At 61.4% G+C, this 18,933-nt stretch carries 16 protein-coding genes; 11 read left to right on the top strand and 5 right to left on the bottom strand.

Annotated elements, in window-relative coordinates; all coding sequences use genetic code 11:
• Nucleotide 1: 1 nt before the first annotated feature.
• The 3 genes from tssK to tagH all read right to left on the bottom strand — a co-directional run bounded on the left by tssK (nucleotide 2) and on the right by tagH (nucleotide 3,351).
• A complete protein-coding gene (gene tssK, locus ACYZT3_RS00400; protein WP_462031274.1) occupies nucleotides 2–1,336 on the bottom strand; it encodes a type VI secretion system baseplate subunit TssK in 1,335 nt (444 codons plus the stop codon).
• 15 nt (nucleotides 1,337–1,351) lie between these two features.
• Nucleotides 1,352–1,858, bottom strand: a complete 507-nt coding sequence (tssJ, locus tag ACYZT3_RS00405) for a type VI secretion system lipoprotein TssJ (RefSeq protein WP_462031275.1) — start codon at nucleotides 1,856–1,858, stop codon at nucleotides 1,352–1,354.
• Nucleotides 1,859–1,929: 71 nt separating this feature from the next.
• Entirely contained in the window at nucleotides 1,930–3,351 is a 1,422-nt protein-coding gene (tagH, locus tag ACYZT3_RS00410; protein WP_462031276.1) for a type VI secretion system-associated FHA domain protein TagH, read from the bottom strand.
• Between the two features lie 405 nt (nucleotides 3,352–3,756).
• Here tagH and tssA point away from each other — a divergent pair, with 405 nt between their 5' ends.
• From tssA to ACYZT3_RS00465, 11 genes are all read left to right on the top strand, one after another.
• Nucleotides 3,757–4,782, top strand: coding sequence for a type VI secretion system protein TssA (gene tssA / locus ACYZT3_RS00415; RefSeq protein ID WP_282376277.1), 1,026 nt, complete (start codon nucleotides 3,757–3,759; stop codon nucleotides 4,780–4,782).
• Nucleotides 4,783–4,862: 80 nt separating this feature from the next.
• Complete coding sequence (tssB, locus tag ACYZT3_RS00420; RefSeq protein ID WP_007894500.1) at nucleotides 4,863–5,372, top strand: type VI secretion system contractile sheath small subunit; 510 nt, start codon at nucleotides 4,863–4,865, stop codon at nucleotides 5,370–5,372.
• Between the two features lie 15 nt (nucleotides 5,373–5,387).
• Nucleotides 5,388–6,881, top strand: a complete 1,494-nt coding sequence (tssC, locus tag ACYZT3_RS00425; protein ID WP_282376283.1) for a type VI secretion system contractile sheath large subunit — start codon at nucleotides 5,388–5,390, stop codon at nucleotides 6,879–6,881.
• Nucleotides 6,882–6,988: 107 nt separating this feature from the next.
• The gene (locus ACYZT3_RS00430; RefSeq protein WP_282376284.1) at nucleotides 6,989–7,477 is read left to right on the top strand and encodes an Hcp family type VI secretion system effector; all 489 of its coding nucleotides are present in this window, start codon (nucleotides 6,989–6,991) and stop codon (nucleotides 7,475–7,477) included.
• 65 nt (nucleotides 7,478–7,542) lie between these two features.
• A complete protein-coding gene (locus ACYZT3_RS00435) occupies nucleotides 7,543–8,001 on the top strand; it encodes a T6SS effector amidase Tae4 family protein (RefSeq protein ID WP_282376285.1) in 459 nt (152 codons plus the stop codon).
• A 439-nt stretch (nucleotides 8,002–8,440) separates the two neighbouring features.
• Complete coding sequence (tssE, locus tag ACYZT3_RS00440) at nucleotides 8,441–8,953, top strand: type VI secretion system baseplate subunit TssE (protein ID WP_282376286.1); 513 nt, start codon at nucleotides 8,441–8,443, stop codon at nucleotides 8,951–8,953.
• Complete coding sequence (gene tssF / locus ACYZT3_RS00445) at nucleotides 8,950–10,809, top strand: type VI secretion system baseplate subunit TssF (protein WP_282376287.1); 1,860 nt, start codon at nucleotides 8,950–8,952, stop codon at nucleotides 10,807–10,809. The genes tssE and tssF overlap by 4 nt, the downstream gene beginning before the upstream one ends.
• Nucleotides 10,773–11,825 carry a type VI secretion system baseplate subunit TssG gene (gene tssG / locus ACYZT3_RS00450; RefSeq protein WP_282376288.1) on the top strand — a complete coding sequence of 351 codons (1,053 nt, stop codon included), beginning with the start codon at nucleotides 10,773–10,775 and terminating at the stop codon, nucleotides 11,823–11,825. The genes tssF and tssG overlap by 37 nt, the downstream gene beginning before the upstream one ends.
• A complete protein-coding gene (tssH, locus tag ACYZT3_RS00455; protein WP_462031277.1) occupies nucleotides 11,818–14,496 on the top strand; it encodes a type VI secretion system ATPase TssH in 2,679 nt (892 codons plus the stop codon). Before tssG ends, tssH begins: the two co-directional genes overlap by 8 nt.
• 119 nt (nucleotides 14,497–14,615) lie before the next feature.
• Nucleotides 14,616–16,553: a type VI secretion system Vgr family protein gene (locus tag ACYZT3_RS00460; protein WP_282376292.1), complete on the top strand. Its 1,938-nt coding sequence runs from the start codon at nucleotides 14,616–14,618 to the stop codon at nucleotides 16,551–16,553.
• An 18-nt stretch (nucleotides 16,554–16,571) separates the two neighbouring features.
• On the top strand, nucleotides 16,572–17,006 hold the full coding sequence (locus tag ACYZT3_RS00465; RefSeq protein WP_282376294.1) for a DcrB-related protein: 435 nt from the start codon (nucleotides 16,572–16,574) through the stop codon (nucleotides 17,004–17,006).
• 97 nt (nucleotides 17,007–17,103) lie between these two features.
• On the opposite strand, the gene ACYZT3_RS00470 is transcribed toward ACYZT3_RS00465, so the two are convergent.
• Nucleotides 17,104–17,637: a hypothetical protein gene (locus ACYZT3_RS00470; RefSeq protein ID WP_282376296.1), complete on the bottom strand. Its 534-nt coding sequence runs from the start codon at nucleotides 17,635–17,637 to the stop codon at nucleotides 17,104–17,106.
• On the bottom strand, nucleotides 17,634–18,929 hold the full coding sequence (locus ACYZT3_RS00475; protein WP_462031278.1) for a PAAR domain-containing protein: 1,296 nt from the start codon (nucleotides 18,927–18,929) through the stop codon (nucleotides 17,634–17,636). Before ACYZT3_RS00475 ends, ACYZT3_RS00470 begins: the two co-directional genes overlap by 4 nt.
• Nucleotides 18,930–18,933: the final 4 nt, after the last annotated feature.

Raw genomic sequence — 18,933 nt, forward strand, 5'->3', positions numbered from 1 at the left:
TTTATCCTCGGATCGCCCAGAAAGCCAGGTTCAACCCCGGGAACTGCCCCGCGATGTGGAACGCAAAACCGCCGGAGTTGGCCAGTTGCTGCCAATGCTCGCTGCCCCGGTCCAGTTCGTAATAGGTGCAGCCGGCGTGGTAAGGAAGCTGCCGTGGTGCCACCGGCAGCGGCAGGAGGCCGATGCCCGGCAATTGCAGGTTGACCAGGTTGCGGATGTGCTCCACCGAGCCGACCTTGCTCTGCTGGCCGAAGTGGCCGCGCAGGGTCTCGGCGGGCACGTCGGCGCGCACCACCAGGATGAAACTGGCGCTGTCGAGCAGGGTCCTGTCGGCCAGCATCGCTACATGGACGCCGTAGGCTTTTTCGACAATCGGAATCGGCGTGGCCTTGCTGTCGATCAGCATCGACAGCGCCTCGCGCAGGGCTTGCATCACCGGCGCAAAACTCAGCGCCAGGTTATCGTGCTGGTACTGCGGGTATTCCTGCGGTCGCCGCCCGGAAGCGGTAAAGGTCGAGAACTCACCGGCCAGGCTTACCAGCTCACTGTAGAACCGCTCGGGGTGCAACGGGCTCAACTGGCTCAAGTGCTGGATCAACGGCTGAGCGCGGTTGACCAGTTGCAGCAGCATGAAGTCGGCAATTTCCGAGGCACCGCCGGCACCGGAAGCGACCACCCGCCCGGCGAGGGCTTCGCCACGTTGGTGCAGGAGGCCCAGCAGTTCGCTGCGAAACGCGGCCAGCGGTTTGGAGGCGGACACATCCAGCAGCGGCGGGATGTAAGCGTCGTCGAGCACCAGGGCGCGGTCGGCGCGTTTCTCCTTGATTCGCACCAGGCCGATGGCGGCGTAGTCGCTGATGCCATCCTCGGCTATCAACAATCGCAGCGCCCTGGAACCCACGGCCACCGGCGCACGGTTTTCGAACGGCGCGTTGTCGTCCCGTACTTCGCGCACCTGGCTCACGTAGCGCGCAGCGCCCAGGGTTTCGCCGTCATCAACGGTGTCCCGCGCACCGGCGCGCTTGAGTGGCAAGGCCAGGTACACCAAACCATCGCGCAGGTTGTCATCGACATTCAGCGGGCTCGGCGCCAGGTCATCCTGGGGAATGTTGAATGGCGTGCCGTCCGGCAACAGGCCTCGCGCCGAGATGATTGCCAGTTTGCCCTGGGCCAACAGGCCCTGATCAATCAACAATTCGGAAAAACCCCAGGCGCCGGCCGACAACGGGCGGCTTCGGGCGTCGATGAGGTGTTCCAGGTAACGGTCATGCTGTTGGAAGTGCTGCGTTCCAATGAACATGCCTTCCGACCAGACCACGCGATTGTTCCAGGACATGGGGGCTCCGATTGCTTATTGGGCAGGGCTGGATGGGGGAACAACGACGGCGCTGCGCACGGCGCGCACATCGAGGCTGATCTGGTATTCGGTGTATTGGCGCGGCGCAACATTCATCACCGTGCGCCACTGCGCCTGATCCAGTTCGCGATACCCCACCAGCACACCGATGTGGCGGGTGGCCGGGTCGAGGTCGCGTTGCAAGCTCAATTGCTGGCCGGGCTGGACCAGCACTTCGTCCTGGTCGATCAGATCCGCGCCGAGCGTCGCCTGGGCCCGTTCGGCCAAGGCGAAATAATCCGAACGGCCGAAGGTGGCGGCATTTTTCAATTCGAAAATGCGCACCCGGACCGGGGCCGGCTGGGCGGTGGCGCCGGGGTTGAGGCCGGCGATGGCGTGGAAGTGCAACTCGACGGCGGCGGTGTCGGCCTCGGCCTCTTCGGGCTGGGGTTTGGCCGTATCCTTCGCACACGCGGTCAGCAGAAGCGCGGTGGCAACTGCGAGTAAAAACCTGGGAATCATCCTGCGTCCTCAATGACGTTCAGCTATCCGTTGTTCCGTTCGTTGCTATGAATGGCGTTATGAGGCGGCGCTCAGCCGCGGCACTGCCTTGTACTGTGCTCTTCGTAGGCGCGGCTGAACTCCCGACCGAACAGGTCCTGGAAATCCTCTTGGGCCTCACGGGAAATATTGCTGTAGAGCTCGGTGAACTGCTGCCAGTACTGGGCCTGTCGCGAGCCATTGAAAATGCTCGACAGGCCACCGGGCTTGCCCATGCGCTCTTCCAGTTGTGCCGGCTCGAAGCGCGCCAGCAGGTGCTTGATCGCCGCTTCCACACCGGCCATCACTGCCAATTGGTGGGCACGCAAGTCATCGAAGCTGTCGCGCACCGCCAGGTCCGGCGCCATGAACGCCTGATTGCTGTGGCGCAACAGCAACAGCAAGGCTTCATCGACGTTGGGAGCGAATTTCAGCGGGTTGTTTTCCACCGGTTGAATCATCGTCTGCTGAATGCGGAACTCGCCCTTGAGGCTGCTGCGGGCGCGCAAGACATCGATCAAGCCTTCGACCATCAGCCGATAACTGCGGCCGATGCTTTCCATTTGCGCTTCGGCCTGGGCCTTGTCCAGGCGCAACTGATCAAGCCCGGCGCCGCGCAGGAAGGCTTGCAACAGGTCGGGTTGAGCACTGTCGGCCGGGCTGACCGGATTGACCGGGCGTTCGACGATCGCCACGGGCGGCTCGCAAAGGGGTGCCGGCTCGATCGGTACGCTGATGTGAGGCACGGGTGGCTGCGTAACCTCTGCAACAGGCAAGGGGGCGACAGGCCGCGGGGCAACCGCCACCGGCGCAGGCTTGTCGCTGAACAGGTCCCAATCTTCCGGAATCACCGGGGCCGACGCTAACGGTACAGGCACAGCCATGGGCGTTGGGTCGGGGATCGGGGTCGGTGGGCGGAAGTCGTGCTGCTCGGCCGGGACATGGTCGGGCTGGGTGGCCGAAGGGACGCTGGCCGGTGCCAGAAAGTCGAACAGGTCCGGCAGAGTGTCCATGGCCGACACGCCCTGGAAATGTGCAGGGGGTGTCATGGGCAACGACGTCGGCGTACTCGCCACGGCGCCCTGGCGCCCCATCAGGGCCTCGAAGCTGTTGGACGAATCGGCGAAAGGGTTGCTGTCAGTCACCGGCAGACTGAAATCGATGCGCACCTGGATTTCATAATCACCGATGCGGATAACTTCGCCATCCTGCAACGGCTCGCTGTTTCCCTTGCGCAGACGAATGCCGGCCTTGACCAATTCCACACCATTAGTGCTGTTATCGGTTAAGTAGTAGCGGCCATCTTTGTATTGAATAACGCAATGTTTGCCGGAAATAAGGCGCTCAGGGTCGGGCAATACCCAGTCGTTATCAGAATTGCGGCCAATTGCCATCACGCCCTGATCCATGGATTTTTCAGAGCACTGACCTGGGGTAATCTTGTGATAACTAGTGATAGTCAAACACAGCGACATCTTGCCTCCTTGCTGAACACTTTGCGCGCGGGCGAGTGAGGGGGCCTACGCCCGAGCGACTCGCCAACAAACCTTGCAAACAACCTCTAAAACGGCTTTTTACTAGCATGATTGCTGATCTTAACCGGCTTTCGTGACAAAAAACCTGCACCAGTGCCTGCCTCGACCCACCGGTCGCGCGGGTTGTTAAGCACCTCACATCTGTCACACAGAGGAAATAGCTTACCTTGACAAGCCACAAGTACTACACCAAAAATGCACAACTTCTTGAATATGGGCGATGGCACTTCAAGATCACTGCGCCTCAAAAGAGCAATGACCGTCAAGGAAACATGTGAAGTTCCATCCGGAACTAGTGTGTGAAATGCCCGACTCTGTCAGCGGGCGATAGGGAGATCAAATTCAGTGGAAGTAACTTCGCTGCTCGCCGCCGTTTCCGAGACTTCGCCTTGCGGTGAAGATCTGGAATATGACCAGGCTTTTTTGCGCCTGGAACGCGATTCCCGCGGCCAGCCCGAGCGCAGCATGGGCGATTCGATATTGCCTGCCGAACCCCCTGAATGGCGCAGCATTCAGCAGCAAAGCCTGGATTTGTTGCAACGCAGCAAAGACCTGCGCATCACCCATTTCCTTTTGCAAAGTTCCCTTGCCCTTGAAGGCGTCACGGGCCTGGCCCGCGCCCTGACGCTGATCAGCGAATTGCTCAAGCAATACTGGACCGACCTGCATCCGCGCCTGGATGCCGATGACGACAACGATCCTACCGTGCGCATCAATGCCCTCGCCGGCCTGACGTCGGACACCACCGTTCGCCTGCTGCGCGAAAGCATCCTGGCCCGCTCGCGGACCTTTGGCCCTGTCAGCCTGCGCGCCGCCGCCAATGCCAGCGGCCTGCAAAGCTTCCCTGACGAAAACCTCGGCGCCGAGCAGCTCGCCGGGGCGTTCCTCGACAGCGATCCCGAGCAACTGGAAATCACCCGCGCAGCCTTGCACGAGGCCCGCAGCGCCGCCGAGGCCATCGAGCAACAGGTCAGCGAACACGTCGGCTCCGCCCAGGGCGTTGACCTTGGCCCGTTAAAGCAGCCGCTCAAAATGGCCCTGCAGATCCTCGGTCAGTTCGCCCCGCAGAGCGGCGACAGCCCCCTGCCCGATGCCATCAGCGACGACAGCGCCACGCCGGTTGAATACGCCACCGCACCGAGCGCACCGCGCAGTACCGGCACTGGCGAAATCAACAACCGCGACGACGTGCTACGCAGCCTGGACCGGATTCTTGCGTTCTACGCCCGTCAAGAGCCTTCCAGCCCGCTGCCGGTGCTGTTGAACCGGGCAAAGAATCTGGTGCACGCCGACTTTGCGGCCATCGTGCGCAACCTGATTCCCGATGGCATGAGCCAATTTGAAAACCTGCGCGGACCAGACAGCGAATAAAAGCGAACGGATCACGCAGTCACGTCACCGGTACCACCGATGACGCCAACACCGTCGCTTGAGCGACCAGGAGCAGCAACGTGGCGAAGCAAAGTTCTCAGAAATTCATCGCGCGCAACCGCGCGCCTCGAGTGCAGATCGAGTACGACGTCGAGCTCTACGGCGCCGAGAAAAAGGTCCAGTTGCCCTTCGTAATGGGGGTTATGGCTGACCTCGCCGGCAAGCCGGCCGAGCCTCTGGCCCCTGTGGCCGATCGCAAGTTCCTTGAAGTGGACGTCGACAACTTCGACTCGCGCCTCAAGGCCATGCAGCCACGCGTCGCGTTCCACGTGCCCAACGAGCTGACCGGCGAAGGCAACCTGAGCCTGGACATCACCTTTGAAAGCATGGACGACTTCAGCCCCGCCGCCGTGGCGCGCAAGGTCGACTCGCTGAACAAGCTGCTCGAAGCGCGCACCCAACTGGCCAACCTGCTGACCTACATGGACGGCAAGACCGGCGCCGAAGAAATCATCATGAAGGCCATCAAGGACCCGGCGCTGCTCCAGGCGCTTGCCAGTGCGCCGAAGCCAGCCGAGCCTCAGGCTTAATCAGGACGAATGATCATGACCGATTCAGTACGTGCAGACGCTCAGACACTGGGCACCACCGAAGAAGCCAGCGAGTTCGCCTCCCTGCTGCTACAGGAATTCAAACCCAAGACCGACCGCGCTCGCGAAGCCGTCGAGACCGCCGTGCGCACCCTGGCCGAACAGGCCCTGGCGCAGACCGACCTGGTGTCCAACGACGCGATCAAGTCGATCGAGTCGATCATTGCCGCCATCGACGCCAAACTCACCGCTCAGGTCAATCAGGTCATCCATCACCCGGACTTCCAACAACTGGAAAGCGCCTGGCGTGGCCTGCACTACTTGGTCAACAACACCGAGAGCGACGAGCAGCTCAAGATCCGCGTGCTCAACATCTCCAAGACCGACCTGCACAAGACCCTGAAGAAATTCAAGGGCACCGCGTGGGACCAGAGCCCGATCTTCAAGAAGATGTACGAGGAAGAATACGGCCAGTTCGGCGGCGAACCTTACGGTTGCCTCGTGGGCGATTACTACTTCGACCAGTCGCCGCCGGATGTTGAGTTGCTGGGCGAGTTGTCGAAAGTCTGCGCCGCCATGCACTCGCCGTTCATCGCCGCCGCCTCGCCGACCGTGATGGGCATGGGCTCGTGGCAGGAACTGTCGAACCCGCGCGACCTGACCAAGATCTTCACCACCCCGGAATACGCCGGCTGGCGCTCGCTGCGTGAATCGGAAGACTCGCGCTATATCGGCCTGACCATGCCGCGCTTCCTGGCGCGCCTGCCCTACGGCGCCAAGACCGACCCGGTGGAAGCCTTCGCCTTCGAAGAAAACACCGACGGCGCCGACAGCTCCAAGTACACCTGGGCCAACGCCGCTTACGCGATGGCGGTGAACATCAACCGCTCGTTCAAACACTTCGGCTGGTGCTCGCGCATTCGTGGCGTGGAATCTGGCGGCGAAGTGGAAAACCTGCCGGCTCACACCTTCCCGACCGATGACGGCGGCGTAGACATGAAGTGCCCTACCGAAATCGCCATTTCGGACCGCCGTGAAGCGGAACTGGCGAAGAACGGTTTCATGCCGCTGCTGCACAAGAAAAACACTGACTTCGCCGCCTTCATCGGTGCTCAATCGTTGCAGAAACCGGCCGAGTACGACGACCCGGATGCTACCGCCAACGCCAACCTGGCCGCGCGCCTGCCGTACCTGTTCGCCACTTGCCGTTTCGCCCATTACTTGAAGTGCATCGTGCGCGACAAGATCGGCTCTTTCAAAGAGAAGGACGAGATGCAGCGCTGGTTGCAGGACTGGATCCTCAACTACGTCGACGGTGACCCGGCGCACTCCACCGAAACCACCAAGGCCCAGCACCCATTGGCTGCGGCCGAAGTGATCGTCGAGGACGTGGAAGGCAACCCGGGGTACTACAACTCCAAGTTCTACCTGCGCCCGCACTATCAGCTCGAAGGTCTGACCGTGTCGCTGCGCCTGGTATCCAAGCTGCCTTCGGCCAAGGGCGCGTAAGACTGTCCTTGATCATTCCCATGCTCTGCGTGGGAACGATCAACGTAGAAATTTCGCAAGGTCGGCGTTAACAAAACAATGTGGTAGAGACCACACAGGGAGAAAACATGGCTGTTGATATTTTCATCAAGATCGGCGACATCAAGGGCGAGTCGATGGACAAGGCCCACAAGGATGAAATCGACGTCTTGAACTGGAGCTGGGGCATGTCCCAGTCCGGCAATATGCACGTTGGTGGTGGCGGTGGCGCGGGCAAGGTGAATGTCCAGGACCTGTCACTGACCAAGTATGTCGACAAGGCCTCGCCGAACCTGATGATGCACTGCGCCGCCGGCAAGCACGTCGACAAGGTCAAACTGACCGTGCGCAAGGCCGGCGGCGAAAGCCAGGTCGAGTACATGATCATCAACCTGGAAGAAGTTCTGATCACCTCCCTGAGCACCGGTGGCTCGGGTAGCGATGATCGCCTGACCGAAAACGTCACCCTGAACTTCGCCAAGGTGCTGGTGGACTACCAGCCGCAGAAAGCCGACGGCACCAAGGACGGCGGGCCGATCAAGTTTGGCTGGAACATCCGTCAGAACGTCAAGGCGTAATCGAAGATGCCCCCGGCGTTATGCGTCGGGGGGGTTTCCAATCCTTTCCCTTCGGTGTCTGAATCATGGCCAAGCCTTCGTTTATCAACTTGTGGAAAGCGTATTCCGATCTGCTGGTTACCCATCCTGACGCAAAGCCCTGTGGCGGCCCCTGGGCAAACCAGTGCGCTATCCGTATGAGCATCACGCTCAACGCAGAGCTGACCATCAAGGTCAACAAGTCCACCTACACCGAACCCAAGTGTGCTCATGAGCACGCGCGGGGTGCTGAATCACTGGCAAATTGGCTGTGGAAACATCACTTGGGCCGTCCAACTATTCTCGGGGGTGGCGCAGAAGAACGCCGCAAGCTGATGGACAAAAAAGGCCTTATCTTCTTCAAGGATTGCTTCCAACAACTGGGAGAGTCTTCAGACGGTCGCACCGGCGATCATATCGATCTTTGGAACCGTGGCCTTACCGCTAGCCGGTATGACGACCCTGCCTATCGATCAAGGGCGATCTGGTTCTGGGAGCTCTTATGATCAAGGCTCACTGCGCTGTATTTATTGGCTGCCTGTTATCAAGTCTGACTGCCTGTGCCGGGCAACGAGCCTCATCGGCAACACCCTCCGCAGCTGTGGATCAAGTGGTCTCAATGGGCGGGCAACAGCTAACGCTGGAGAACGACCAACAGCGCTGTGTGTTACGCAAACCAGACCAGACCCTATTGCCACTCGACTTGCCGTGGCCCTGCCAATTCACTGTCGACCGACAAGGCAAATCGTACGTCGAGACCTTCGGCAAGGTCCCCATTGTCATCGTTATTCATCTGGCAACAGACCCTGAGAATAGTCACGAATGTCGCTCCGAGTACCGCGCCATACGTCAGATCAATGGACTGCTCGAGCCTTCAATAATCGCTCGGAATGCCAGTTGCATGCGCGGCGCAGGTGACCAGAAGAATTACACGGGTCTATTTACTTGGTAACCGAAATCGCCACCCGCGATCGCCTGCAACCGTCCCTGCTGGATCGGTTGACCGACGACGACCCGGGCAACCTCAAGGAAAGCGCCGACAAGCGCGTGCTGTCCCTGACCCAATTGAAAGCCTCGGTGCTGCGTGACCTGGCGTGGCTGCTCAACACCACTTCATTGCTCAGCGCCGATGCGACGTTGCACACCCCGGCCGGTACTTCGGTGGTCAACTTCGGGCTGCCAGCCCTGGCTGGCAACAGCGCGTCGAACGTCGATATCGCGGCGCTTGAAGCACTGATCCACCAGGCCATCGCCACGTTCGAACCGCGGATTCTGCGCAATACCCTGCGCGTGCGAGCTCGGGCATCCGCCGAAATGAACCACAACGCCCTGAGTTTCGAGATTGAAGGCGATCTTTGGGCGCAGCCGGTGCCGCTGCGCCTGATGCTGCAAACCGACCTGGACCTGGAATCCGGCCATGTGCGGGTGATCAACGCCGACCAGCGGAGACGCTCATGAACCCGCGCCTGCTGGAGCTGTACAACCAGGAATTGCTCCACGTGCGCGAAAGCGCGGCGGAGTTCGCCCTGGAATACCCGAAAATCGCCAGTCGGCTGACGTTGTCCGGCATGGACTGCGCCGACCCGTACGTCGAGCGCTTGCTGGAAGGGTTCGCCTACCTGACGGCGCGGGTACAGCTCAAGCTCGACGCCGAATACCCGACCTTCACCCACAACTTGCTGGAAATCGCTTACCCCCATTACCTGGCGCCGACACCGTCGATGACCGTGGTGCAACTGCAGGCCGACCCCGATGAAGGCTCGCTGAGCAGCGGCTTCCCGCTGCCCCGGGACACGGTCCTGCGCGCTGCCCTGGGTCGCGAAACCCAAACCTGCTGCGAGTACCGCACCGCCCACGCGGTGACGTTGTGGCCGCTGCAGGTCAGCCAGGCCGAGTACTTCGGCAACCCGTCCGCCGTGCTCGGGCGCCTGGCCGCCAGTGAACCCAAGGCCAAGGCCGGCCTGCGCCTGACCCTGCGCACCGGTGCCGAACTGCCATTCAACAGCCTGACCCTGGACAACCTGCCGCTGTACCTCAGCGGCGCAGACGAGCAGCCCTTCCGCCTTTACGAACAACTGCTGGGCAACGCCTGCGCCGTGTTCGCTCGTCAACCCGGCAGCGATTGGGTGGAACGCCTGCCGCAGGACGCACTGCGTTCCCTGGGATTCGACGATACCGACGCCGCGCTGCCAGTGGTCTCGCGAGCCTTCCAGGGCTATCGCTTGTTGCAGGAATACTTCGCCCTGCCCCACCGTTTTCTGTTTGTCGACTTCACCCAGTTGAACCGTGCGGTCAAACGCTGCGACGGCCAGGAACTGGAATTGATCGTGCTGTTCGACCGTCACGATCCGAGCCTGGAAGGCAGTGTCGGTGCCGCGCAGTTCCTGCCGTTCTGCACCCCGGCAATCAACTTGTTTCCCAAGCGCCTGGATCGCATCCACTTGTCCGAACGGGTCCATGAACACCATGTGATCGCCGACCGCACCCGGCCGATGGATTTCGAGATTCATTCCCTGACCACCCTCACCGGCCATGGTACCGGGTCAGAGCAGCCTTTTTTGCCGTTCTATGCGGTTCGCGATCCGTCTCGCTACGGCCGCGATCAGGCCTGGTACACGGTGCGGCGCGAACCCCGTGTGCTGTCCAGCGGCCAGCGGCGCAACGGCCCGCGCTCGACTTACATCGGCAGCGAAACCTTCGTCAGCCTGGTGGACAGCCAGCAGGCACCCTATCGCCACGACCTGCGCCAACTGGGCGTAACGGCGTTGTGCACCAACCGCGACCTGCCGCTGTTCATGAGCGTGGGCAATAGCAAGACCGACTTCACCCTGGCCGACAGCGCCCCGGTAGCGGCGGTGCGTTGCGTGGCAGGCCCGAGCCGCCCACGCGCCAGCCATGCCCATGACGCCAAGGCCTGGCGGTTGATCAGCCAGCTTTCGCTGAACTACCTGTCCCTCAGCGAGCAAGGCCAGGGCGCCGCCGCCCTGCGCGAACTGCTGCGCCTGTACGGCGACAGCAACGATACGGCGCTGCAATTGCAGATCGAAGGCCTGCGCGAAGTCAGCAGCAAGGCCTGCACCCGACGTTTGCCAATGCCGGGCCCGATCGTGTTTGGTCGTGGCCTGGAGATCACTCTGGAATTCGATGAAAACGCGTTTCGCGGCACCGGGGTGTTCTTGCTCGGCGCAGTGTTCGAGCGCTTCCTGGCACGCTACGTGTCGATCAACAGTTTTACCGAGACGGTGATCCGTACCACCGAACGCGGCGAGATCATGCGATGGAAAGCCAAGCCCGGACGCCGTCCGACCCTGTGAGTACCCTGGACGCGATGCACCGGGAGCCTTGGGAATACGACTTCTTCCAGGCGTTGCGGCGCATTGAGTGCGAATCGCCTGAGCTGCCGCGCCTGGGCCATTCGTTGCGCCTGGCCGATGATCCCCTGCGCCTTGGGCAACAGGCCGATTGCACCTTCGCCCCGGCGACCCTGGCCTCGGTACAGCCAGGCATCGACGGTTCGCCGGCGCGCCTGGAGCAGTTCTTTTTCGGCCTCGGCGGCCCTAACGGCCCGTTACCGCTGCACATCACTGAGTATGTACGCGAACGCCAGCGCAACAACGCCGACAGCACCAGCAAACGCTTCCTGGATGTGTTCCACCATCGCCTGCTGAGCCTGTTTTACCGGGCCTGGGCCGAAGCGCGGCCGACGGTCAGCCATGATCGCCCGGACGATGACTACTGGTCGGCACGCCTGGCAGCACTGAGCGGCCGGGGCATGCCGAGCCTGCTCAAACAAGGGCTGATTCCCGACACGGCGAAGCTGCATTACAGCGGTCATCTGTCGGCACAAACCCGCTACCCGGACGGTTTGAAGGCCATTCTCAGCGAATACTTCGGCCTGCCGGTGGAGATCGAAGAGTACGTCGGCCAATGGCTGGAGCTGCCGGAACGCAGCCGCGTGGGCGTCAGCGCCCATCAATTGGGCATGGATTTTTGCCTGGGTCGTTACGTCTGGGATCGGCAGCACAAATTCCGCATTCGCCTGGGGCCACTCAAGCTGGATGACTACATGGGCATGCTGCCCGGCAGACAACCCTTCAATGAGCTGGTGGCCTGGGTGGCCGAATACCTGGGCCATGAACTGGACTGGGACTTGAACCTGATCCTGGAACAGCCCGAAGTACCGGCGCTGCAACTCAATGGCCGCTTCCGCCTGGGGTTCAATACCTGGCTGGGCCGGCCAGAAACAGATGCCAAGGATTTAATACTGGCCAGGCATTACGCCGAGCAGGCCAACACCTCACAGACCTCAAGGAGCCATGAGCATGGGTGAAATCAGTCGCGCCGCGTTGTTCGGCAAACTCAACAGCGTGGCCTACAAAGCCATCGAAGCCGCCACCGTGTTTTGCAAGTTGCGCGGTAACCCTTATGTGGAACTGGCCCACTGGTTTCATCAGTTGCTGCAATTGCAGGACTCGGACCTGCATCGCATCATCCGCCAGTTCAATATCGAACCGGCACGCCTGGCCCGGGACCTGACCGAAGCCCTGGACCGTTTGCCACGGGGCTCGACTTCAATCACTGACTTGTCCTCCCATGTGGAAGAAGCCGTGGAACGTGGCTGGGTCTACGGCAGCCTGATGTTCGGCGAAAGCCAGGTGCGAACCGGTTACCTGGTGCTGGGCATCCTCAAGACGCCGAGCCTGCGCCACGGGCTACTCGGGCTGTCGGCAGAGTTTGACAAGATCAAGGTCGAGGCCCTGAGCGAGCGGTTCGACGAATACGTCGGCGACTCGCCGGAAAATGCGCTCAGCGCCAGCGATGGTTTCAACGCAGGCAGCGTGCCCGGTGAAGCCAGCGGCGCCATGGCCCCAAGCGCCATGGGCAAGCAGGAAGCGCTCAAGCGTTTTACCGTCGACCTCACCGAGCAGGCCCGCAGCGGCAAGCTTGACCCGATTGTCGGCCGTGACGAAGAAATCCGCCAACTGGTGGACATCCTCATGCGTCGTCGGCAGAACAACCCGATTCTGACCGGTGAAGCCGGCGTCGGTAAAACCGCCGTGGTCGAAGGTTTTGCCCTGCGCATCGTCGCCGGTGACGTGCCGCCAGCGCTCAAGGATGTGGAACTGCGTAGCCTCGATGTCGGCCTGTTGCAGGCCGGCGCAAGCATGAAAGGTGAATTCGAACAGCGCCTGCGCCAGGTCATCGAAGACGTCCAGGCCTCGCCAAAACCGATCATCCTGTTTATCGACGAAGCCCACACGCTGGTAGGTGCCGGTGGCGCCGCCGGTACCGGGGACGCGGCCAACCTGCTCAAGCCGGCCCTGGCCCGGGGCACCCTGCGCACCGTGGCCGCCACCACTTGGGCCGAGTACAAGAAGCATATCGAAAAAGACCCGGCCCTGACCCGCCGCTTCCAGGTGGTGCAAGTGGCCGAGCCGTCGGAAGACAAGGCGTTGCTGATGATGCGCGGCGTGGCCTCGACGATGGAAAAACACCATCAGGTGCGGATCCTCGACGAAGCCCTGGAAGCGTCGGTCAAGCTGTCTCACCGCTACATCCCGGCGCGCCAGTTGCCGGACAAATCCGTGAGCCTGCTGGACACCGCCTGCGCCCGGGTCGCCATCAGCCTGCACGCCGTGCCGGCCGAAGTGGACGACAGCCGTCGCCGCATTGAGGCGTTGGAAACCGAGCTGCAAATCATCGCCCGCGAGCACGCCATCGGCATCGTCATCGGCGCCCGCCAGAGCAACAGCGAAAACCTGCTGGCCGCCGAGCGCGAACGCCTGGCCGAACTCGAAAGCCGCTGGGCCGAAGAGAAAACCCTGGTGGACGAACTGCTCGCCACCCGCGCCATCCTGCGTGAAAGCGTCGGTGTCGTGGACAGCGATGTCGGCAGCGAAGACAGCCACGCCCTGCGCGAGAAACTGGTGGACCTGCAACAGCGCCTCAGCGCCCTGCAAGGCGAAACCCCGTTGATCCTGCCGACCGTGGATTACCAGGCCGTGGCCTCGGTGGTCGCCGACTGGACCGGCATTCCGGTGGGCCGCATGGCCCGTAACGAACTGGAAACCGTGCTCAACCTCGACCAGCACCTGAAGAAACGCATCATCGGCCAGGACCACGCCTTGCAGATGATCGCCAAGCGCATCCAGACCTCCCGCGCCGGCCTCGACAACCCGAGCAAACCGATTGGCGTGTTCATGCTCGCCGGTACCTCCGGCGTGGGCAAGACCGAAACCGCCCTGGCGCTGGCCGAAGCCCTGTATGGCGGCGAGCAGAACGTCATCACCATCAACATGAGCGAATTCCAGGAAGCCCACACCGTGTCCACGCTCAAGGGCGCGCCACCGGGCTACATCGGCTATGGCGAAGGCGGCGTGCTGACCGAAGCCGTGCGGCGAAAACCCTACAGCGTGGTGCTGCTGGACGAGGTGGAAAAAGCCCACCCGGACGTGCACGAGATCTTCTTCCAGGTCTTCGACAAAGGCGTGATGGAGGACGGCGAAGGCCGGGTGATCGACTTCAAGAACACCTTGATTCTGCTGACCACCAACGCGGGCACCGAGCTGATTGCCCGGGTCTGCAAAGACCCGCAAAACGTGCCCGAGCCCGAAGAAATTGCCAAGGCCCTGCGCCAGCCGCTGCTGGAGATTTTCCCGCCGGCATTGCTGGGCCGCCTGGTGACCATTCCGTACTACCCGCTCAGCGACGAGATGCTCAAGGCCATTACCCGCCTGCAACTCAACCGCATCAAGAAGCGCGTGGAGAACACCCACAAAGTGGCGTTCGATTACGACGACGCGGTGATCGACCTGATCGTCTCCCGTTGCACCGAAACCGAAAGTGGTGGGCGGATGATCGACACCCTCCTGACCAACAGCCTGCTGCCGGACATGAGCCGCGAGTTCCTCACCCGCATGCTCGAAGGCAAAGCGCTGGCAGGTGTGCGGATCAGCGCCCGGGATAACGAATTGCACTACGACTTCAGCGACGCCGCCTAAGCGGCGAACCCCTCTGTAGGAACTGCCGAAGGCTGCGATCTCTTGATCTTTTAAAATCAAAAGATCGCAGCCTTCGGCAGCTCCTACGGAAGGAATCCAGCAGTAACAAGGGATACCTGATGCTATTCAAGCAACTCTCACGCCTGGCAAAAATCACCAGCCCCCTAGGGCCGGATGTGCTGTTGCTCCAGGACATGGGCGGCGGCGAAGAGCTGGGGCGGCTGTTCAACTATGAGTTGCAGCTGCACTCGCTGGACAACGCCATCGACCTCAACCAGTTGCTCGGCAAACCCATGTGCCTGAGCCTGCAGCTGGACGGTGGTGGCGAGCGTCATTTCCATGGCATCGTTGCCCGTTGCAGCCAGAACGTCGACCAGGGCCAGTTCGCCAGCTACCAGGCCACGCTACGGCCCTGGCTATGGCTGTTGACCCGCACCTCCGATTGCCGGATTTTCCAGAACCAGACCATCCCGCAGATCATCAAGCAGGTTTTTCGCGACCTGGGTTTTTCCGATTTCGAAGATGCCCTGAGCCGGCCCTATCGCGAGTGGGAATACTGCGTGCAGTATCGCGAAACCAGCTTCGATTTCGTCAGCCGCCTGATGGAGCAGGAAGGGATCTACTACTTCTTCCGCCATGAACAGGGGCGTCATGTGCTGGTGCTGGCCGATGCCTACGGCGCCCACACCAGCGCGCCCGGCTATACCTCGGTGCCCTACTACCCCAAGAATGAGCAGCAGCGCGAACGCGATCACATCCACGACTGGCACCTGGCCCAGCAAGTCCAGCCGGGCTCGCTGGAACTCAACGACTATGACTTCCAGCGCCCCAGCGCGCGCATCGACGTGCGCTCGGCCATGCCCCGTCCGCACACCGCCGGCGATTATCCGCTGTACGACTACCCCGGCACTTATGTGCAAAGCGAAGACGGCGAACACTATGCCCGCACCCGCATCGAAGCCTTGCAGACCCTGCACGAACAGGTCGAGTTCGCCGGCAACGCCCGGGGCCTGGGCTCGGGTCATTTGTTCAGCCTCACCGGCTTCAGCCGCCAGGACCAGAACCGCGAATACCTGATCGTCGGCGCCCGCTACCACATCGCCCAGGAAAGCCTGGAAACCAGCGGTGGCGCGCCTTCAGCGCAGTTCGAAAGCAGCCTGACCTGCATCGACGCCCAACAAAGCTACCGCCCGCTGCCCAACACCCACCGCCCCATCGTCAAAGGCCCGCAGACCGCACTGGTGGTTGGCCCCAAGGGCGAGGAAATCTGGACCGATCAGTTTGGCCGGGTGAAGGTGCATTTCTATTGGGACCGCCACGACCAGTCCAACGAAAACAGTTCGTGCTGGATTCGCGTGTCGCAATCCTGGGCCGGTAAAAACTGGGGCTCGATGCAGATCCCACGGATCGGCCAGGAAGTGATCGTCAGCTTCCTCGAAGGCGACCCGGACCGGCCGATCATCACCGGCCGCGTCTACAACGCCGAACAGACCGTGCCCTACGACTTGCCCGAAAACGCCACCCAGAGCGGCATGAAAAGCCGATCAAGCAAGGGCGGCACGCCGGCAAATTTCAATGAAATTCGCATGGAAGACAAAAAAGGCGTCGAGCAGCTGTACATCCATGCCGAGCGCAATCAGGACATCGTGGTCGAGGTGGATGAAAGCCACTCGGTGGGCCACGACCGCAACAAGAGCATCGGGCATGACGAGACGGTCACCATCGGCAACAACCGCCTGCGCATCGTCAAACAAGAAGACATTCTTTCGGTGGGCCAGCGCAAGACCGACAGCATCAGCCAGAGCTACGTCATTGAAGTGGGTGAGAACCTGCGGCTGGTCTGTGGTGAAAGCATCCTGGAGCTCAATGCCAGCGGCCAGATCAACCTGACCGGTGTGCAAATCAGCTTCTATGCCAGCGGTGATGCCGAGTTCAACACCGGCGGCGTGCTGCACCTGAACAACGGCGGCGGCGCTGGCGCCACGCCTGACGGCCAGGGCGTCAAGGCCAGCATCGACGCCAACATCAATGCCGCGTTTCCCAAGCCCAAGGGCTAATCACGAGGTCTGTGTTCCATGACTTACCGAATCAATGAATTCCAGTTCCAGCTGCCGGCAAGCGAGTTGCTGGACGCGACGATCAACATCCTCAAATTCCCCGAACTGGGCACTTCGCTGATTGTCAGCCGCAGCTTGCTGGCCGAGGGCGAAACCCTGCAAAGCAACTTCGACGACCAGCTCAAGCGCCTGGAAAAACAAGTGCAAGACTTGCGTTTTCAACCGGGCGTCGCCGTGCGCCTGGGCGCCAGTCAGGAAGTCGAAGGCATCGAGTTATGCAGCCAGTTCAACAAGGGCAACGACAAAGTCTTCCAATACCAGTTGGCACTGGTGTTGCCCGGCACCCGCAAAATGCTCGCCCTGAGCTACGTGAAGGCCGAAAAACTCGGCGATGCCGAAGCCGCGCATTGGGCGACCATCAAGCGTTCGCTGTTGTTCGACGTTCCGGCCTGACAGCCACCGCCAATCTCTGTGGGAGCGAGCTTGCTCCGGGCGGCGATCCGACGATGGCGGTGGGTCAGCTTTCTCGATGTCGAAGGAGTTCGCCCCATCAGATATTGGCAGGCACAAAATCCGGCCCACCCAATGTGTCCCGCACCATCACCGCCGAGCGCATCAACGGCGTCCACATACCATCCGGGCTGTTCCACGCCGCGCCTGCCCAACGGGTGTCGGCGACCAACTTGGCCTTGTGGCTTTCCAACTGGCGCTTGAGCGCCACGGCGACACTGCCCATATCCACGTCAAACAAATCGCCATAGGGTCCTTGCGGCTGCTTGCGCTGTTTGTCCTGGCAAAAGCGGTAATACCAAACCCAGTCGTGAGCGATGTAGATCGCTCGCGTGCGGTCTGGATAAGTCGCCAGCATCGTCAGCAAGGCCGACACGAAACGCATGGGGAAACTCGCGTCGTGGGTCTGGCGCCAATACGGCATGATCAACTGGTCGAACGCCGCCACTACGTTCTGTGGTTCGTCGTTTTCGTTCTTGGCTTCGAGAAAGTAGAACGGCTCACCCACCAGAAATTTGTCCAGTTCATCATTGGCCAGTGCCAACAGCAGCACGTTGTCTTGCGGGTTGCTCATTGGATTCTCACTACGTCTCGGGTCGTCATCAGCGCATTGATGTCGTTACCGTGGGAGATGGGTACGTTGTCCAGCACCGCTTCGCGCATGCCGCCGGGATGGGTCAGGCCGCCCGGTCGCCAGAGCGAGTTCACACCACCTTCGTTACCGGTAGGCATCAGCACCTTGGGGTTGTCCAGGTTCATCATGTAGATGTCCTTGCCAACCAGCGATCCCGGATCGTACCCCAAGGCCGACTCCAGTACCGAAACGTCGCCGGTTTTCTTGTACTCGCCGACCACAGTGTTCAGGTCGGATTTTGCCATGACGAACTTGTTCGGATTGAACGAGCCATACTTGGGGTTTGCGATGTCGTCGGAGGTGAAGAGGAAACTGCCGCCCTCGTCTTCGAAAGTCTTGAGGTGTTTGTCAACATACGGGCCTTCGAGATAGTCGCTCGGCGGCGGCCGACTGCCCTTGGGAATCGCCATGATATCGGCTTCGGTCATACCCGGTTTGTAGGCCGCCACACGGGGTTTCGGTGCTGCACCGAGACGAGCCATTTTCGGCCCCAGCCCCAACAGCGCCATACCGGCGATACCTTGAAGCAGGTCGCGATAGCCCGGTCCAAGACGGTCGCCCAACTCGCCCAACAGCGCCATGCCGCCCATCATCGCGCCGCCAATCACCACGAACCCGGCTAAAGCCGCCGCGCCTGCCATTGCGGCCAGTACGGCTGCGGCGCCCATGGCGACCAGCCCCAGTGCTTCGAGACCGGTGTGCAGCCAACCTTCGATATCGAGGACAAACGCAACGGAGATCGTTGGCCCGCCGATAAACGTATTGGGGCTGCCGCTCTTGATGTGCGCGCCGCAGACCATCTTGCTCTGCAACCGCGCCGCCGGTTTACCGTTGATGTAGACGCAGGCGCTGCCTTCGGCAATCAGCACCGGAAACGGCCAGACCGGATGATTCAGGGGCAGGCCCGAGCATTCGGCAGCGACGTCGATCCCTGCGCGCATCGCGTTGCGCCGATTAATGTGGACGTTAACGCTGCCCATGATCAACGCCCCCGTGGTCGGTTCGGGCAGGTTGAAAAGGGTGTTCAGGCCCTTGATGATCTGGAACATCGACAGGCCGCCCGCCGCAATCGAACCGGCCATGATCGCCAGCGCCACGCCGCCGGTCGCCACGGTGGCCGCAACCACCGCCGCCCCGATCAACGCACCGGCGACGGCGCCCGCCACCATCGCGGCGACACCAAAACCATGGGCTATTTCATCGCCAAGGCGCGCGGCGGCTAGCATATCCATTGCG

The organism is Pseudomonas sp. MDT1-16 (assembly GCF_054898115.1).

Coding starts and splice junctions, on each gene's coding strand:
- tssK (WP_462031274.1), bottom strand. CDS start 1,336: ATGTCCTGGAACAATCGCGTGGTCTGGTCGGAAGGCATGTTCATTGGA.
- tssJ (WP_462031275.1), bottom strand. CDS start 1,858: ATGATTCCCAGGTTTTTACTCGCAGTTGCCACCGCGCTTCTGCTGACC.
- tagH (WP_462031276.1), bottom strand. CDS start 3,351: ATGTCGCTGTGTTTGACTATCACTAGTTATCACAAGATTACCCCAGGT.
- tssC (WP_282376283.1), top strand. CDS start 5,388: ATGACCGATTCAGTACGTGCAGACGCTCAGACACTGGGCACCACCGAA.
- ACYZT3_RS00430 (WP_282376284.1), top strand. CDS start 6,989: ATGGCTGTTGATATTTTCATCAAGATCGGCGACATCAAGGGCGAGTCG.
- ACYZT3_RS00435 (WP_282376285.1), top strand. CDS start 7,543: ATGGCCAAGCCTTCGTTTATCAACTTGTGGAAAGCGTATTCCGATCTG.
- tssF (WP_282376287.1), top strand. CDS start 8,950: ATGAACCCGCGCCTGCTGGAGCTGTACAACCAGGAATTGCTCCACGTG.
- tssG (WP_282376288.1), top strand. CDS start 10,773: ATGGAAAGCCAAGCCCGGACGCCGTCCGACCCTGTGAGTACCCTGGAC.
- tssH (WP_462031277.1), top strand. CDS start 11,818: ATGGGTGAAATCAGTCGCGCCGCGTTGTTCGGCAAACTCAACAGCGTG.
- ACYZT3_RS00460 (WP_282376292.1), top strand. CDS start 14,616: ATGCTATTCAAGCAACTCTCACGCCTGGCAAAAATCACCAGCCCCCTA.
- ACYZT3_RS00465 (WP_282376294.1), top strand. CDS start 16,572: ATGACTTACCGAATCAATGAATTCCAGTTCCAGCTGCCGGCAAGCGAG.
- ACYZT3_RS00470 (WP_282376296.1), bottom strand. CDS start 17,637: ATGAGCAACCCGCAAGACAACGTGCTGCTGTTGGCACTGGCCAATGAT.
- ACYZT3_RS00475 (WP_462031278.1), bottom strand. CDS start 18,929: ATGGATATGCTAGCCGCCGCGCGCCTTGGCGATGAAATAGCCCATGGT.